At 75.8% G+C, this 16,419-nt stretch carries 5 protein-coding genes; 4 read left to right on the forward strand and 1 reads right to left on the reverse strand.

Annotated features, from left to right (window positions below; all coding sequences use genetic code 11):
* Positions 1–10: 10 nt before the first annotated feature.
* A complete protein-coding gene (locus tag ACFVHV_RS22735; protein WP_380353002.1) occupies positions 11–1,564 on the reverse strand; it encodes a hypothetical protein in 1,554 nt (517 codons plus the stop codon).
* A 416-nt stretch (positions 1,565–1,980) separates the two neighbouring features.
* Here ACFVHV_RS22735 and ACFVHV_RS22740 point away from each other — a divergent pair, with 416 nt between their 5' ends.
* The 4 genes from ACFVHV_RS22740 (at position 1,981) to ACFVHV_RS22755 (ending at position 16,219) form a co-directional block, all read left to right on the forward strand.
* The gene (locus ACFVHV_RS22740; protein ID WP_380353004.1) at positions 1,981–3,891 is read left to right on the forward strand and encodes a glycoside hydrolase family 5 protein; all 1,911 of its coding nucleotides are present in this window, start codon (positions 1,981–1,983) and stop codon (positions 3,889–3,891) included.
* A 511-nt stretch (positions 3,892–4,402) separates the two neighbouring features.
* Positions 4,403–7,447, forward strand: coding sequence for an amino acid adenylation domain-containing protein (locus ACFVHV_RS22745; RefSeq protein ID WP_380353006.1), 3,045 nt, complete (start codon positions 4,403–4,405; stop codon positions 7,445–7,447).
* 55 nt (positions 7,448–7,502) lie between these two features.
* The gene (locus tag ACFVHV_RS22750; protein ID WP_380353007.1) at positions 7,503–13,070 is read left to right on the forward strand and encodes an amino acid adenylation domain-containing protein; all 5,568 of its coding nucleotides are present in this window, start codon (positions 7,503–7,505) and stop codon (positions 13,068–13,070) included.
* The gene (locus ACFVHV_RS22755; RefSeq protein ID WP_380353009.1) at positions 13,067–16,219 is read left to right on the forward strand and encodes an amino acid adenylation domain-containing protein; all 3,153 of its coding nucleotides are present in this window, start codon (positions 13,067–13,069) and stop codon (positions 16,217–16,219) included. Before ACFVHV_RS22750 ends, ACFVHV_RS22755 begins: the two co-directional genes overlap by 4 nt.
* The last annotated feature ends 200 nt before the right edge of the window (positions 16,220–16,419 follow it).

Genomic DNA, 16,419 nt, shown 5'->3' on the forward strand with positions numbered 1-16,419 from the left:
GGCGGCGGGGTCAGTCGGTGGTCCGCCGCTGCTGCTCCGGAAGGGGCACGATGGGCACGACCGGTTCCGGGCCGACCGCGCGGATCCGTCCGACCGCCGCCGGCCACCCCGTCCACCCCTTCCCCGCCCGGCTCACCGCTCCGTCGTGCCAGGACAGGGCGAGCGCGGAGCCCGACTCCAGCGACAGCTTCCGTCGGCGGAGCGGTTCGAGGCGGTCGGGGCCGGCGAAGGCTCCGGGGGAGAGGCGGAGCCGGTCGAGGCCGTCGATGCCGACCGAGCTCAGGTCCCAGCCGTCCTCGCGTCCGCCGCCGTCGGTGGGCGGTACGGCGAACTGGACGGTGGCCCCGGCGGCCGAGCGCTCGTGCCGGCGCTCGTCGAAGTCGACCGACAGCAGCCGCAGGACGGCCGCCCGGGGCAGCTCCGGTGATGGGGTCCAGGGCCCGGGCGGTCGCGGGCCGGAACGCAGGGCCAGCTCGACGGCCAGCTTCCTGGCCCAGGCACCGGTGGGGCCGCCGCGGCTGTTCACGTGGAGGATCCCGGCGAACCAGTCCGTCAGCGGCTGCCCGCCGCGTTCCACCCAGCGCAGGATCAGCCGGCGGAACGCCCGCCCGCCGTGCGCGCCGGCGGCGAGCAGTTCCGTTCCGGCGCCCTCGAAGACACGGCAGAGCGTGAGGATGTGCCGCTGGTCGACCCGTTCCACCCGGCGGGCGCGGGAGATGCCGGCCAGCGCCTGCCGTACCAGCGCGGAGGCCAGCCGGCTGCTCGCGTGGTGGGGGAAGGCGAGGGCGAAGGCCGGGCCGAGCGGCCACTCCTCGGGGCGGCGCTCGTCGCGGTGGCGAGGTGTCACGGCGGCGGCGGACCGGCCGGGTTCGCTGAGGTGCCAGCAGGCGTCACCGATCCTCAGGACGGCGCGTTCGGCGACCAGCCGGCCGTGCTCGCCGGCCAGCACCTCGACCCGGCCGTTCCCGGTGTGCCAGGTGAGGGCGCCGGTGGGGCCGCTGCCGCTGGTGAAGGAGAGCTCGGAGACGGCTTCGAGTTCGATGCCCAGCCGGGCCCCGGCGTGGACGCGTTCGCCGGCGTCGTACCGGCGCGGCAGCTGAACCGTCAGGGCCGCGTCGAGCCGGTCCCGGCGGAACTCCGCTTCGAGGCCGAGGAACCGGCAGTCCGTCGGATCGTACGGGGAGAGGGCGGCTCGGGCGTCCTCGCCGAGGGGCCGGCTCCAGGGCGGCGCGATGTGGCCCCGGACGTCCCAGGAGGGCAGGCTCGGATCGTCGGGCCGCGGGGGAAGCAGCAGCCCCGCCGTGCCCGGGTCCTCCGCCGCCCAGTCGTGGCGGTCCGCGTCGTGGTCGGCGATCCACCGCAGCGTCCGCCGGGCGAGCAGTGCCCGTCCCGTCCCGGGGCGGGCGGCGAGGGCGGCGACGGCGGGTTCGACATCGCTCCAGAACCTCGTCTCCCGGGCGATCAGGGCCCGGTCGAAGGTACGGGCGTCGACGGCGGCGGCGGCGACCCGGGCGAACGTGCGGTCGATCAGCCGGGCCAGGGCGCGCAGTGCTGTGGGCGGCACGATCCCCCCAGTGGTGTCGCCGTACGGGCGTGGGGTCGATGGTACGGAGCCCGCCGGCGGTCCGGAGCCCGTTGGGGGATTTCGGCCGGCCCGGGCCCGCCGACGCCCGGCCGGACGCCGGTTGGCTGGGCCCGCTCGGCCGGACGCCGGTTGGCTGCGCCCGCTCGGCCGGGTGCTGCTGTGGATCGCGGCGGGTGCCCGGCTGCTGACGGCTTGCCGGCGTCCTCGCCGCCGCGTCGCGGCGGCCCCGGGTGCGGCGCGCCCTGCGGCGCGTCCGCTGACGTTCACCCGGATTTCCCCGGGAGGACGGCACGCGCCCTTCCCGCGCCTGGGGTTCCGTCATATCGTCGTCCCCCGTCGACGGCGCCGGTGCGCCCGGTCACGGCCCGAGCCACCTCACCACAGCGGGGACGATCATGAAGAGTCTTGCGGCGCGTCTGCTCGCCCTGGCCGCGGCCCTGCCGGTGCTCGCCGTCCTGGTGGCGGGCCCCGGGGTCGCGGCGCCGGACGGCGGCCCGGAGGCCCGGCCGGCCGCGTCCTGGACCGGACCGCTGAGCACCCGCGGGCGCTACGTGGTGGACGCCAACGGTGAGCGCTTCAAGCTGAAGTCCGCCAACTGGGCCGGTGCGCAGGGCACCTGGCAGGGCAGCGGCAGCGCCGACGATCCGGCGAACAACCAGGCCGGGCAGGTGTCGCACAACATCCCGCTGGGTCTGGACCGGGTGCCGGTGGCCCGGCTGCTGGCCGACTTCCACGGGCTCGGCGTCAACAGCATCCGGCTGCCGTTCGCCAACGCGATGATCCACGACACCGTCCCCGTCCCGGACTCCGCCGTCGCCGCCAACCCCCAGCTGCGCGGCCGGACCCCGCTCCAGGTCTTCGACGCCGTGGTGGCCGCGCTCACCGCCGACGGCTTCGCGGTGATCCTCAACAACCACACCACGAGCTACCGCTTCTGCTGCGGCCTGGACGGCAACGAGCGCTGGAACAGCGGCCAGTCGACCGCGCAGTGGGAGGACGACTGGCTGTTCATGGTGAACCGCTACAAGGCCGACAAGCGGGTGGTCGGCGCCGACCTGCGCAACGAGGTCCGCCGGGACGTCTGGGACGACCCCAACTGGGGCCTCGGCGACGCCCACGACGAGTACGCCGCCTTCGAGGAGGCGGGCAACCGCATCCTCCAGGCCGACCCGGACCTGCTGGTCGTCATGGAGGGCATCAACTGGTACGGCGTCCCCGCCGCGGGGTTCAGCCACGGCCGCCCGATGCTGACCCCGGTGCGCAACCTCTCCAACACCCTGATCGACTCCGGCAAGCTGGTCTACTCCGCGCACTTCTACGCCTACACCGGCCCGGCCAACACCGGTGCGGGTAGCGGCCCGGGATCCACCGCCGACCCGCGCTACCAGGACTTCACCCCGGAGCAGCTCGCCCGGGTGGTGGACGACGAGGCGCTGTTCGTCACCGGGGCCGGGCAGCACTTCACCGCCCCGGTGTGGATCAGCGAGTTCGGCGCGGGCGGCCGGGGCTCGACCGACGCCAAGGAGCAGGCCTGGCTGCACGCGTTCACCGACATCCTGGTCCGCGAGGACACCGACTTCGCCGTCTGGCCGCTGGTCGGCTGGGCCGACACCGCCGGCCGCCCGCTGGACACCTGGGCGCTGCTCTCCTACGGCCCCGACGGCAGGCGCACCGGCCTCACCGACCCCGGCGACTGGCGGGCCGCCGACTGGACGAGGCTGATCGACGCCCCGGCGGCGAGCGGCCCGGTGCCCGCGGTGACCCACTGGAACATGCTCGCCCTCGACCACGGCGACCAGGACCTCTCCCGGCGGATGCTCGCCCGCGCGGACTGGAGCCCGGGCAACCGCAAGGGCAACTGCCCGGACGGCCAGCGGCTGACCGCCCTCGCCCGCGGCGACAGCCGGGCGCTGTGCACCGACGCGGGCGAACCGGCCGCCGGCAGCGGCGACTGGACCACCGTCACCGACGAGCGCTACGTCACCGGGGGCGACTGGGCGTCCGGCTACGACAAGCTCCAGTGCCCCGACCGTGCCTTCGCGGTCGGCTACGGCGTGCGCGGCAACGGCATGGCCGCCCTGCTGTGCGCACCCGCGGCCGCCCCGCTGCCGCTGAACGGCCGCACCCTCTGGTTCGACCGGGGCGACAACCGGCCCGCGACCGGCGGCTCGGTGGCGAGCGACTGGGCGCCGGGCCGCTACAAGGGCCAGTGCGCGGACGGCGAGTACCTGGCCGGTGTCGCCTCCACCTGGCAGCGCCTCCAGTACGGGGCCCCGGCCGCCCTGCTCTGCCGCCCGCTCGCCTGATCCGGCGCCGGCCCGGGGCGGTTCCGCGCCGCCACGCGGACCCGCCGGGGTAGCGCCGGGGTGGCGCCGGGGCGGCGCGCCCCGGGCGGGGCACGGCCGGGCGAGGGCGCGGGGCCCGTCGGTGCCCCGTGGTCCGGTCGGCGGGCGGTACGACGATGACGAACGATCAGAAGGCCTCCCGGGACGGCATTCCCGCAGGCTGGACGCGTTCATGACGCCTTTGTCAGCGGGGTGGACGACCCTTGACGGCGGTGGGCATCTCTGCCAACCTCTCGGCAGGTCTGGACCAAGATCGGTCTTTTTCATCGGGGGAGAGGACCGGCTCCGAACCGGTCGTGCGCAGGGGGGATCTGCGGGCCGGGAGGGTCGAGGCCGGAGCGGCCCGTCGGCCGGCCGGGGGCCGGTCGGACGCCACCCGGCGGCCGGGTCGCCAGAGCATCCGCGGCGCCGGCCACGTCGGCGCCCGGCCACGGGGAACGCGCCATTCACCGACTGCCGAATCGAGCCGCACATGCCACACTCCCTCCCCCTGCCCGCCTCGCCCTTCCAGCGGGGCGTCTGGTTCACCGAGCGCCTCGGCCAGACGCACGGGGTGTTCCACATGCCCGTCCTGCTCTCCTTCGACCGGGTCGACGCCGAGGCCCTCGCCCGGGCCGTCTCGACGGTGACGGCACGTCACCCCGCCCTGTCCCGGGTGTTCGTGGAACGCGACGGCAGCCTCGTGCTGGAGCCCGGCCCCGCCCCGGTCCTCGACGTGGTCGACGCCTCCGAGGAGTGCGCGCGGGGCCGGGAGAAGCGGCTGGCCGAGGAGACGGCACGACCGTTCGACCTGCAGGCGGGCCCCTTGGCCCGGTTCACCCTCTACCGCGGCAGCGGTGAGGCGGCGGAACTGCTGGCCGTCGTGCACCACGCGGTCTTCGACGGGGAGTCGAAGGACGTTCTGGTGGCGGAACTCGCCGCGGCCTACGGGCAGGCCCTGGGCGAGGCCGCCCCGGCCGCCGACCGGATCCCGTCCGTGCCCCTCTCCCCGCCCGACCCCGACCTCGTCCGCCGGGCCGCCGACTGGTACGGCCCGCGGTGGGCCGCGGCGACGGAGCCCGTCCTCCCGGGACTGCCGCACGCCGTCACGGCCCCGGCGTCCGGCGAGTCCGACGCGTGGCGGATCGACGCGCGGGGCCGGGCGGACCTGGCCGAGGCCGCGGAGCGCTGCGGCGTCACCGTCTTCGAGTTCCTGCTCGCCGCCCTGCACGCCCTGCTGCTGCGCTACGGCGGCGAGGCCGTCCCGGTCGCCGTGCCGCTGTCCGTCCGGACCCCCGAACAGGCCGGGGAGATCGGGCTGTTCGTCAACGAGCTGCCGGTGCACGCACCGGCCGGGGTGACCGCCCGGACGTCCTTCGCCGCCTTCGCCCGGGCCGTGCGGGCCGAGGCCCGCGGCGGGTACCCGTTCCGTCCGGTGCCCTTCGGCGCGGCGGTCGGCGGCCTCACGCCGCGCGCCGGGCTGGCCCCCGTGTCGTTCGGCTACCGGCGCGGCGCGGCCGCGGACCCGGTGTTCCCGGGAAGCACCGTCCGGGTGGACCGGGCGGTGTTCAACGGCGCCGCCCGCAACACCCTGCACCTCCAGGCGGTCGACACCGCCGACGGGCTCGCCTTCTCGCTCCAGTACGCTCCGGCGGTCCTGTCGCCGGACGCCGTGGACCGGATCGCCGGGCACTGGACGGCCCTGCTGGAGGCCGCGACGGCCGCGCCCGACACGCCGCTGGGCGCCCTGCCGCTGCTGGGCGAGTGCGAGCGGCACCTGGTGACGGAGGAGTGGAACGCCACCGCCCGCGCCTACCCGCGCGAGCGCACGGCGCTGGACCTGGTGCGGGAGCGGGCCGCCGAGACGCCGGACGCCGTCGCCGTCGGCGCGGGCACCGAGCGGCTGACCTACCGCGCGCTGGTGGAGCGGATCGACGAACTGGCCGCCGTCCTGGGCGGGGCCGGGGTCCGCAGCGGTGACGTCGTGGCCCTGCACCTGGAGCGCTCCGCCGACCTGCCCGCCGTCCTGCTCGCGGTGCACGCCGCCGGGGCCGCCTACCTGCCGCTCGACCCCGGCCACCCCGCCGAACGGCTCGCGTTCCTGCTCGCCGACTCGGGCGCCGCCCTGCTGGTCGCCGACCGGGAGCCCGCTGCCGACGTGGTGGCGGCGGCACCGGCCGTCCTGCGCCTCGGCGGCGGCCGCACGGAACCGACGGCCCCGGGGGCGGAGCCGGCCCCGCCCGGCGACCTCGCCTACGTGCTGTACACCTCCGGCTCGACCGGGCGTCCCAAGGGCGTGGAGATCGGGCACCGGGCCCTGGTGAACCTCCTGACCTCCTTCGCGGACCGGCTGGGCTCGGGACCGCAGGACGTCTGGCTCGGTCTGACCTCGCTCTCCTTCGACATATCCGGGCTGGAGATCCTGCTGCCGCTGGTCACCGGCGGCCGGCTGGTCCTCGCGCCGGACGGCGCCGCCCTGGACGCGCCGGGCACCGTCGGGCTGATCCGGCGGGAAGGCGTGACCCATCTGCAGGCGACCCCCTCGGGCTGGCGCGTGCTGCTCAGCGCCGGGCCCCTGCCGGCCGGGCTGACCGGGATCGTGGGCGGGGAGGCGCTGCCGCTCCCGCTGGCCCGCGAGCTCCGGGGCTCCCTCGGCCGGCTGATCAACGGGTACGGCCCGACCGAGGCGACGATCTACGCCACCTGCGCCGACGTCCCCGTGGAGCCGGACGCCGTGGTGATCGGCCGGCCGGTCGCCAACACCAGGGCGTACGTCCTGGACGCCGACGGCCTCCCGGTGCCGATCGGGATCCCCGGAGAGCTCCACCTGGGCGGCGACGGCCTCGCGGACGGCTACCGGGGGCGGCCCGAACTGACGGCGGAACGTTTCGTCGGGGACCCGTTCGCCGGCGGCCGGATGTACCGCACAGGCGACCTCGTGGCGTGGACGCGGGACGGCGAACTGGAGTTCCACGGCCGGATCGACGACCAGGTGAAGATCCGCGGCCACCGGATCGAACTCGGCGAGATCGAGGCCGCGCTGCTCGACCACCCGGCCGTCGCCGCGGCGGCCGTCGCCGTCCGCGAGCAGGCCGAGGGGGAGCCCGCCCTCGTCGGCTACCGGGTGCCCGCTCCCGGCAGCGCACCGCTGCCCGACGCGGACCTGCGGGACCACCTGCTGCGCACCCTGCCCGCGATCATGGTGCCCCGGCAGTTCGTCACCCTCGACCGCCTGCCGCTCACCCCGAGCGGCAAGCTCGACCGGCGCGCGCTGCCCGACCCGCCGCGCGAGCGGGCCGCGGCAGCGGCGGAGGCCGACGACGTCACGGCGGGCGTCCTGGCGATCTGGGAGGAGGTCCTGGGTGTCTCCGGCCTCGGCCCCGAGGACGACCTCTTCGACCACGGCGGACACTCGCTGACGATCATCCAGATCACCGCCCGGATCCGCGCCGCCTTCGGGGTCGAGCTCGCCTTCGACCTGTTCTTCGACGCCTCCACCCCGGCCGCCCTGGCCGCCGTCGTGCGAGAGCGGCGTTGACCGCCGCCGACCGCCCCTGCGCGTCCTCCCCGCTCCACGCCCGAACGGACTGCCGATGACCGACACCCAGGACCTGCCCGCAGGCTGGTCCGCCACCAAACGATCCCTCCTCGCCCAGCGCCTGCGCGGCGCCGCGGCCCCGGTGCGGGTGGTCGAGCCCCGCCCGGAGGGCAGCGCCCCGCCCCTGTCCAGCGGACAGGAACGGCTCTGGTTCATGGACCAGTTCTCGCCCGGCGGGACGGCCTACACGCTCGCCCCGGCCCGGCGGCTGCGCGGCCCGCTGGACCGCTCGGCGCTGGACACCGCCCTGGCCGCCCTGGTGGCACGGCACGAGGGCCTGCGGATGACCTTCCCGGTCACGGAGGACGGCAGGGCCGAGGTCCTGATCGCCGAACCGGGCCCCTTCGCCGCCGCGTTCGTGGACGCCTCGGACGATCCCGACCCCGGCCGAAGAGCCGCCGACGAGATCGGGGCGCTGGTCGCCAGACCCTTCGACCTCGCCACCGGGCCGCTGCTGCGCGCCCTGCTCGTCCGGCTCTCCGCCGAGGACCACGTCCTCGCCCTGGTCATGCACCACATCGTCGGCGACGGCTGGTCGATCGACATCCTCAACCGCGAACTGGACCTGCTCCACGCCCGGTACGCCCACGGCGCGGAGCACGAACTCCCGCCCGTCCCCGTCCAGTTCGGGGACTACGCGTGCTGGCAGCGGGACCGGCTGGACAGCGGCGCCCTGGCCGCCTCCCGCGACTACTGGCGCACCGAACTCGCCGACGTCCCCGCCCTGGAACTGCCCGTCGACCGCCCCCGGCCGCCGCTGCTCACCTTCGACGGCGCCGCCGTGGAACTGCACTGGAGCCCGGAACTCGCCCGCGCCGTCGCCGAGTGCGCCCGCGCCCGCGGCGCGTCGACGTACATGGTGCTGATGGCCGGGCTCCAGGTGCTGCTCGGCCGGCACACCGGCCAGCGGGACTTCGCGATCGGCTCGGCCGTGGCCGGCCGTCTCCACCGGGAACTGGAGGCGGTGGTCGGGGCCTTCGTCAACATGCTGCCGATCCGCGCCCGGCTGGAGGAGGGACTCACCTTCGGACAGCTGGTCGGCCGGGTCCGGGAGACCACGCTGAACGCCTACACCCACCAGGAGGTGCCCTTCGAGCAGATGGTCGCCGACCTGGACATCGAGCGGGACGTCAGCCGCTCGGCGGTGTTCCAGGCCACCTTCGCGTTCCAGAACTACGGCGACCGCGCCGCCCCCACCGCACCCGCCGCCACCGCGGAGGGATTCGGGCACGCCGCCACCACGAGCCACTCCGACCTCGCCTTCTACCTGCGGGAGAAGAAGGACGGCGGGCTCTTCGGGCTGATCACCTACCGGACCGACCTCTTCGACGCCGACACCGTGCGACGGCTCACCGAGCGCTTCGAGGTCCTGATGGCGGCGGCGACGGCCGATCCGGACCGGGCCGTCGAGGACCTGCCGGTGACGACCGGCACCGAGCACCGCGACCTGGTCGAAGGATGGGCGGCCGGCCCGGCGCTCCCCGAGGACGGGCCCGGAACGCTGACCGCGCTGCTCGCGGCGGCGGCCCGGCAGGCGGGCGACCGCCCCGCGCTGGTCTTCGAGGACGCCACCGTCACCCACCGCGAACTCGACGCACGGGCGACCGTCCTGGCCCGGCGGCTGCGGGCGCTGGGCGTCGGCCGGGACGACCGGGTGGCGGTGTGCCTGGAACAGTCCCCGGACCTGGCGGTCGCCCTGATCGCCGTGCTGAAGGCCGGCGGCTGCTACCTGCCGCTGGACCCGGAGCAGCCGCCCGCGCGGCTCTCCCACCTGGTGGCCGACGCGGACGTGCGGGTGCTGGTGACGGACTCGGAGCTGCGGGAGCGGTTCCCCGCGTACGGGGGCGCGGAGCTGCTGGTGGACCGCGCCGACCCCACGCCGGACCGGGTGTCGGACGACGCGCCGCTCGCCGAGGCGTCCGGACCGGACGACCTCGCGTACGTCATCTACACCTCCGGCTCCACCGGGCAGCCCAAGGGCGTCGCGGTGCAGCACCGCGAGATCCTCAACTACCTGGCCGGCGTGCGGGAACGGCTGCGGATCGAGCCCGGCGCCCGCTACGGGCTGCTGCAGTCCCTGTCGTTCGACTTCAGCATCACGATGCTCTACCTGGCGCTCACCACCGGCGGCCGGGTGCACCTGCTGCCGCGGCGCATCGCCGGCGCCGAACTCGCCGCACACATCGAGGCGTCGGCGCTCGACTACCTCAAGATGACGCCCTCCCACCTGGCCGCGCTGTCCGCCGACGCCCCGCTCGAACGCCTGCTGCCGCGCCGCGCCCTGGTGCTCGGCGGGGAGGCCTCGTCCTGGGCCTGGGCCGCCGACCTGGCCGGCCGGGGCGGCTGCGCGGTGTTCAACCACTACGGCCCCACCGAGGCGACGGTCGGCGTCACCGTCCACGAGGTCCTGCCGGGGGAGCACGGCCCGGGCAACACCCCGATCGGCACCCCGCTCGCCGGCGCGCGCTGCTACGTCCTGGACGGCGCCGGGCGGCCGGTGCCGCCCGGCGTGACCGGCGAGCTGTACCTCGGCGGGGACCGGCTGGCCCGCGGCTACCTGGGCCGCCCCGAGCTGACGGCGGAACGTTTCGTCGAGGACCCGTTCGCCGGCGGCCGGATGTACCGCACCGGCGACCTGGCCCGCTGGCGGCCGGAGGCCGGGGCAGGCGTGCTGGAGTACCTGGGCCGCGCCGACGACCAGATCAAGGTCCGCGGCTACCGGGTCGAGCCCGGCGAGATCGAGGCCGCGCTCACCGCGCTGCCCGGCGTCACCCAGGCCTTCGTCACCGTCCGGGGCGAGGGGATCCGGCAGAACCTCGTCGCCTACCTCGAACGCGCGGCCGACGCGGCCGTCCCCGCCGCGGCCGAACTGCGGTTGACGCTCGGCGAGGTCCTGCCGGACTACATGGTCCCCGCCCGGTACGTCGTCCTGGACCGCCTGCCGCTGCTGGCCCACGGCAAGGTCGACCGCAAGGCGCTGCCCGAACCCGAGGACACCGCCCCGGCCGCCGGACACGTCGAACCCGAGGGCGACACCGAGACACTGATCGCCGCGATCTGGGCCGAGGTGCTCGACGTCGCGAAGGTCGGCGCCCTGGACGACTTCTTCGAGATCGGCGGGCACTCGCTGCTCGCCACCCAGGTCGTCGCCCGGCTGCGCCGCACCTTCCCCGACCTGCCGACCCCGGTCGGCGTGATGGACCTCTTCCGCTTCCCGACCGTCCGGCAGCTCGCCGGGCTCGTCGCCGACCCGGGCGCCGACCGCGGACCGCGGGGGCTGCTGCACCGGCTCACCCCCGAACGCCGCCGCACCACCGCGAGCGTGGTCTGCGCCCCCTACGGCGGCGGCAGCGCGCTGATCTACAAGCCGCTCGCCGACGCCCTGCCCGAGGACTGGGCGCTGCACTCCATCGCCGTCCCCGGCCACGAACTCGGCGAGGAACCGATGGACGTCGACGAGGTCGCCGACCGGTGCGCGCGCGAGATCGTCGAGGGCGTCGAGGGCCGGATCGTGCTGTACGGGCACTGCGGGGTCGGCGTGCGCCTCGCCGTCGAGATCGCCCGCCGGGTCGAGGCCGCCGGCCGGGAGATCGACGCCGTCCACCTCGGCGGCATCTTCCCCTTCGCCCGCCCCAGGGGACGCGGCGCGGCCGTCGGCGAGCGGTGGGCCGAACTCCTCGACCGGATGCGCAGCGACCAGGACATGATCAACGGTCTGGCCGCCGCCGGGATGGACACCGACGACCTGGACCCGGAACAGCTGCGGCTGATCGTCCGCAACCGCCGCACCGGCACCAAGGACGTCGAACGGTACTTCACCCGGATGTTCGGGACCGAGGGCGGACGGATCAAGGCCCCCGTGATCGCGGTCTGCGGCGACCGCGACCCGGCCACCGAGTTCTACCAGGAGCGCTTCCGCGAGTGGCACCGGATCGCCGACACCACCGCCGTGGTGGTCCTCGACGAGGCTGGCCACTTCTACCTCAAGTACCGGGCCGCCGAACTCGCGGCCGTCGTCACCGGCGTCCACCGGTCGATCGCCGCGGGGCAGGAGGACCGCCACCGCCGGACGGACGGCGCCACCTGGTGGCTGGCCGGGCTTTCCCGGGACGCCCAACGGCCGGTCACGCAGGACGCGCAGGCGCCCGTCCGCCCGACCATGCGCCGCTTCCTCACCGTCGCCTCCGGGCAGCAGGTGTCGATGATCGGATCGGCGCTCACCGAGTTCGCCCTCCCGGTCTGGATCTACCTGCGCACCGGCTCCCTCGCCCAGTTCGGGCTGCTGGCCGCCTGCGGCCTGGTGCCCGGCATCCTCGCCGCCCCGATCGCCGGAGCGATCGTCGACCGGGGCGACCGGCGCCGGACCATGCTCCTCGGCGACCTCGCCGCCGGCCTCACCCAGGTCGTCCTGCTCCTGCTGTATGCCATCGGCGGACTGGAGGTCTGGCACGCCTACGCGCTCGTCGCCGTGCTGTCCGCCGCCCTCTCCTTCCAACGGCTCGCCTGGAACGCGTCCGTGCCGCAGCTCGTCCCCAAGCGCTACCTCGGCCGCGCCAACGGCGTGGTCCAGATGGCCTTCGGCCTCGCCCAGTTCCTCGTCCCGCTGTTCGCCGTCGGCCTGCTCGCCGCCATCGGACTCGGCGGCATCCTCGCCCTCGACGTGGCCGGCTACGCGGTCGCCATCGGCGTCACCCTGGCCGTGCGCTTCCCGGACGTGATGGGCTCCACCCGGCGGGAGAGCATTCCCGCCGAGATCCGCGAAGGCTTCCGACGGGCCCTCGGCAGCAGCCACTTCCGCGCGATGCTGCTGTACTTCGCGGTCCTGAACGTCTTCCTCTCCCCGCTGTTCCTGCTCACCACCCCGCTCGTGCTCTCCTTCGCCCCGCTCTCCGCGGCCGGCTGGGTGTCCACGGCGGCCGGCCTCGGCGCCGTGCTCGGCGGGATCACCCTGGTGGCCTGGGGCGGACCGCGCCGACGGAAGCTGCGCGGGGTGCTGCTCGCCACCCTGGCGGTCGCCGGGGCCTGCCTGCTCACCGGGCTGCGCCCGTCGATCTGGACGGTCGCCCTCGGCGCGTTCGGCATGACCTTCGCGCTCGCCCTGCTCAACGGCGCCTACGCGACCATCGTGCAGACCAAGGTGCCGCTGCGCTTCCACGGCCGGGTGATCGCGGTCAACACCATGGTCGCCTGGTCGACCCTGCCGGTCGGGTTCGCCGTCGTCGCCCCCTTCGGCCCCGGACTCCTCCAGCCGCTGATGGACCGCGGCGGCGCCCTCGCCTCCACCGTCGGCCGGCTCATCGGCACCGGCGAGGGCCGCGGCATCGGACTGCTCTACCTGCTGTTCGGCCTCGCCATGGCCGCCCTCGCACTGGTCTGCCTGGCCGTCCCGGTGCTGCGGCACTTCGACCGGGACGTCCCCGACGCCGAGCCCGACGACCTGGTCGGCCTGAAGGCCATCCAGGACCGGGCCGCCGGCACCGCCCGGCCGTCCAGTGACGCCGACGCCGACGCCGTCGCGCCCACCCTCCCGCACCGCTCCGAGACCGAGGTGACCGTCCGGTGACCACCACCGCCACCCACCCGTTGACCGCCGAACAGCGCCGGCTCTGGTTCCTCCAGCAGCTCCACCCGGACGACGCCGGCTTCAACATGTACCTAAACCGGCGCTGGACCGGGCCGCTCGACCCGCGGGCCCTGCGCACCGCCCTCGGCCGGCTGGCCGAACGGCACGAGATCCTCCGCACCCGCTTCGGGTACGACGACCCCGGGGCCGCGGAGCCCGTCCAACTGGTCCAGCCCCCCGCCGCGACCGACCTGGTCACCCTCCGCCTGCCCGAGGGAGCCACCGAGGCGGACTTCACCGACGCCTGCCGCCCGTACGTCAACGCGCCGTTCGACCTCGCCGCCGCGCCGCCCCTGCGCGCGACCCTGATCAGCGCGGGGGAGCGGGAGCACGCGGTCAGCGTCGTCGTCCACCACATCGTCGCCGACGGCTGGTCCTTCCGCACGATGTGGCGCGAACTGCTGGCCCTCTACCGAGAGGCGATCGGCGAGGCACCGGCCGAGCTGCCCGAACTCCGCTTGCAGTACGGCGACTTCGCCCGCGCCGAACGGGCCAGGACCGGCGGGGAGGCGGGCGAGGAGGCGTTCCGGTTCTGGGCGGACCGGCTCGCCGGCACCGGAGCGCTGCGCCTCCCGTTCGACCGGCCGAGACCGTCGGACCCCACCAGACCCGCCGGCTTCGTCACCGTCGACCTCGGCCCCGAGCTGACCGCCGCCCTCGACCGGCTGGCCCGCCAGGAGCGGTGCACCCCGTTCATGGTGCTGCTCACCGGCTACCAGTGCGTCCTCGCCCGCTGGACCGGCTGCCGGGACTTCGTGGTCGGCACCCCGCTGGCGGGCCGCACCGAGGCGGCGCACGAAGCGCTGCTCGGCTACTTCAACCGCACCGCGGTGATCAGGTCGGACCTGACCGGGGACCCCGACTTCCGCGGGGTGCTGAAGCGGACCAGGTCCGCCGCGCTCGCCGCCCTGAGCCGTCCCGACGCCCCGGCCGAGCGGCTCGCCGCCCACCTCGGCCTGCCCGCGGACACCGGAGCCGGACCGCTCTACCAGGCCGTCTTCGTCCACCAGAGCCAGAACGACCTCGCGGACGGCTCCGGCGAACCCGCGCTGCCCGCGGGCGTCCGCACCACGAGCATGGACTCCGGCTTCGAGCAGGCCAAGACCGACCTGCTGCTCGACAGCTGGCGCACCGCCGACGGCGGCATCACGCTCTCCTTCTGCTACGACCGCGAGCTCTTCGACCGGGAGACCGTCGAGGCGCTCGGCGGCCGGTGCCGCGAGCTGTACGCGCGGATCGTCGAGGACCCGGAACTCCCCCTGCACGGCGACTGGTTCGTCGGAGCGCGGGAGCGGGCGGCGCTGCTCGCCCTGGGCGCGGGGCCGACGGCTCCCGCCACCGTGCGAACGGTGCTGGAGCGGTTCGCGGACCAGGTCGCCGCGCGGCCGGACGCGCCCGCCCTGGACTGCGACGGCCGGACGCTGTCCTACGCCGAACTCGACCGGCGGTCCACCGAACTGGCGCACCGGCTCGGCCCGGTGGCCGGCCGGGTGGTCGCGGTGTCGATGGCACCCTCCTTCGACCTGGTCGTCGCCCTGACCGCGGTCTGGAAGGCCGGCGCCGCCTACCTCCCGCTCGACCCGGCCCACCCCGAGGACCGCCGCGCCCTGATGGTCCGCGAGGCCGACGCCGTCCTCACCCTCACCGGCGCGGACCTGCCCGGCGCCGGAACCGCCGACCTGCCCGGCGCCGGGACCGACGACCTCGCCCCGCCCGACCCGCGGGGCCTGGCCTACGTCCTCTACACCTCCGGGTCCACCGGCACGCCGAAGGCCGTCGCCGTCGACCACCCGGCGGTGTCCGCCCGGGTCGACTGGATGACGGGCCCGGACGGCTACGCGCTGGGCCCCGCCGACCGGATCGTCCAGTTCGCCTCCCTCGGCTTCGACACCCACGTGGAGGAGCTCTGGCCGGCCCTGGCGGCCGGGGCGTGCGTCGTACTGCTGCCCGGCGGCGGCCGGACCCTGCCCGACCTGCTGGACGGCCCGTCCGGCCGGTCCGTCACCGTGCTCGACCTGCCGACCGCCTACTGGGAGGAACTCGTCGGCCTCGGCGAGCAGACCCGCTGGCCGGAGGCACTGCGGCTGGTGGTCATCGGCGGCTCCGAGGCGCGCGCCGACACGGTCGCCCGGTGGCGCCGACGGCACGGGGACGCCGTCCGGCTCCTAAACACCTACGGCCCCACCGAGGCCACCGTGATCGTCACCGCGGCCGAGCTGACGGCCGCCGACACCGAGCGCCGGCCCTCGCTGGGCCGCCCGCTGCCCGGGGTCGGGCTGCACGTGCTGGACGAGCGCGGCGGGCTGCTGCCCCGGGGAGCCGAGGGCGAGCTGTACATCGGCGGCAGCGGCCTGGCCCGGGGCTACCTGGGCCAGCCCGACCTGACCGCGACCGCCTTCGTGCCCGATCCGTTCCTCGGCGGCGTGATGTACCGCACCGGGGACCGCGCCCGGTGGCGGGCGGACGGCCGGCTGGAGTTCCTGGGGCGCGGCGACGCCCAGCTGAAGCTGCGCGGCTACCGGATCGAGCCCGCGGAGATCGAGTCCGCGCTGACCGCGCACCCGGCCGTCGCGCAGGCCGCCGTGCTGGTCCGCGACGGCCGGAGACTGCTGGCGTACGCCGTCCCGTGCCCGGGTGCCGAGCCCGGACCGGCCGAGCTGCGCGAGCACCTCGCCCTGCGGCTTCCCGCCTACATGGTCCCGGACACCGTGCTCACCCTGGCCCGGCTGCCGCTGACCCCGAACGGCAAACCCGACCTCGCGGCCCTGCCCGACCCCGGGCCGGCCGCCGGGGCGGGCTACGTGGCGCCGCGCACCGACGCCGAGCAGCTGGTCACCGACCTGTGGCAGGAGGTCCTAGGAGTCCCGCGGGTCGGGGTGTTCGACGACTTCCTCGCGCTCGGCGGGGACTCCCTCCTGGTCACCCGGGTCGCCGCGCGGATCCGGGCCGGGATCGGACTCGACATCCCCATCCGCGACGTGTTCGAGAGCAGCACACCGGCCGCGCTCGCGGCCCGGATCGAGGCGCTGCTGATCGCCGAGATCGACGCGCTCACCGAGGAGGAGGCGGCCGGGCGCCTCTCCGGCTGAGCGGGCGGGGCCCGGCTTCCGCGCGCAGTGGAAGCCGGGCCCGGGGGGCGTTCCGAGAGCGTTCCGAGGGCGCTCTGGCGGCGTTCCGGGGGCGCGGCCGGGGGGGGGGGCCGGGTTGGGCCCCCCCCCCCATTCCTCGGGTGCGCTAACCGCCCCCCCGCCCCCCGCCGCGGGCAGGTCGACGGCCCGAGCCCCCCCCC

The organism is Kitasatospora sp. NPDC127116 (assembly GCF_042677365.1).
Classification (GTDB): domain Bacteria; phylum Actinomycetota; class Actinomycetes; order Streptomycetales; family Streptomycetaceae; genus Kitasatospora; species Kitasatospora lactacystinica.

What these genes read in the sequence shown, in the direction of transcription:
- ACFVHV_RS22740 (WP_380353004.1), top strand. Translation starts at nt 1,981, where the DNA reads ATGAAGAGTCTTGCGGCGCGTCTGCTCGCCCTGGCCGCGGCCCTGCCG.
- ACFVHV_RS22745 (WP_380353006.1), top strand. Translation starts at nt 4,403, where the DNA reads ATGCCACACTCCCTCCCCCTGCCCGCCTCGCCCTTCCAGCGGGGCGTC.
- ACFVHV_RS22750 (WP_380353007.1), top strand. Translation starts at nt 7,503, where the DNA reads ATGACCGACACCCAGGACCTGCCCGCAGGCTGGTCCGCCACCAAACGA.